Here is a 1332-nt window from a genome sequence, read left to right as displayed (position 1 = left end):
TGAACCGCGCCGGGTTTTCCGGAGACCATTTGGTTTGGGTTCAGGCGGCCAAGGGTTGAGCCTCGGCTTTGGCATAGTAGCGGGCTTCGGCCTCGGCGGGAGGGATATTCCCGATCGGTTCGAGCAGTCGGCGGTTGTTGAACCAATCGACCCATTCGAGCGTGGCGTATTCCACGGCTTCGAAGCCTCGCCACGGGCCGCGCCGATGGATCACCTCGGCCTTGAACAGGCCAATCACCGTCTCGGCGAGCGCATTGTCGTAGGAATCTCCGACGCTACCGACGGAGGGTTCGATATCTGCCTCGGCGAGACGCTCGGTGTAGCGGATGCTGACGTATTGCGACCCGCGGTCGGAGTGACAGACGAGACCGCCACCGGCGAAAGGGCGGCGCTCGTGCAGGGCCTGTTCCAGGGCATCGAGCACGAAGTCGGCCCGGGCGGAGCGCGACACACGCCAGCCTACGATCCGGCGCGCGAAGACGTCGATCACGAAGGCGGCGTAAACGAAGCCACGCCAGGTCGCCACGTAGGTGAAGTCCGCGACCCACAATCTGTTCGGGCACGCGGCCTTGAACTGCCGGTTGACCCGGTCGAGCGGACAGGCCGCCGCCGGATCGGGAATGGTCGTGCGGACCCTGCGTCCCCGGACGATGCCAGCCAAGCTCATCACCCGCATCAACCGAGCCACCGTGCAGCGGGCGGCTACGATCCCCTCGCGGGCGAGTTGCCGCCAAACCTTGCGCACGCCGTAGACCCGGAAGTTCGCCTCGTACACGCGCCGGATCTCGGCCATGAGCGCCGCGTCCCGCCTGGCTCGGGCCGGCAGCCTCTCGGGATCGGTCCGCCGCGCGGCATGAGCGTGGTACGTCGACGGGGCGATCGGCAGCACTCTGCAGATCGGCCTCATCCTGAGGCTCTCGAAGGACGACCCCGCAGGTGGCGCGGTGCTCGTCGATGAACGCAATCATCGCTTGAACGGGCGGTCGAGCTCCGCCTGTGCAAAATACGCTGACGCTTTCCTCAGGATCTCGTTGGCTTGCCGGAGCTCCCGGTTCTCTCGCTCCAGGGCCTTGATCCGCTCGCGCTCGTCCGTTGTCGGTCCGGCTCGCACACCCTGGTCGCGCTCGGCCTGTCGCACCCAGTTCCTCAATGTCTCGCCCGAACAGCCGATCTTGGCGGCAATCGAGCGGATCGCTCCGTACTGAGAGTCGTGATCGCCCTGGTGCTCCAGCACCATCCGCACAGCGCGCTCACGGACCTCAAGGGAAAACGGTGGGGTTCGCTTCGTCATGGCTCCATCCTCGCAAGAGTTGGGGCCTCCGGAAAACCCGG

The 1332-nt window shown here is 66.1% G+C and carries 1 pseudogene and 1 other annotated feature; the pseudogene reads right to left on the bottom strand.

The features are described from left to right. Nucleotides 1-40: 40 nt before the first annotated feature. Nucleotides 41-1291, bottom strand: a pseudogene (locus ACFQ4G_RS21840) (IS3 family transposase). Then, nucleotides 872-1010: a sequence feature (AL1L pseudoknot), on the bottom strand. (Overlaps the previous pseudogene by 139 nt.) Nucleotides 1292-1332: the final 41 nt, after the last annotated feature.

Origin of the sequence: Methylobacterium marchantiae (genome assembly GCF_042679825.1) — a bacterium.
In the GTDB taxonomy this organism is placed as follows: Bacteria; Pseudomonadota; Alphaproteobacteria; order Rhizobiales; family Beijerinckiaceae; genus Methylobacterium; species Methylobacterium marchantiae.
This window is presented reverse-complemented; position numbering and strand designations above follow the sequence as displayed.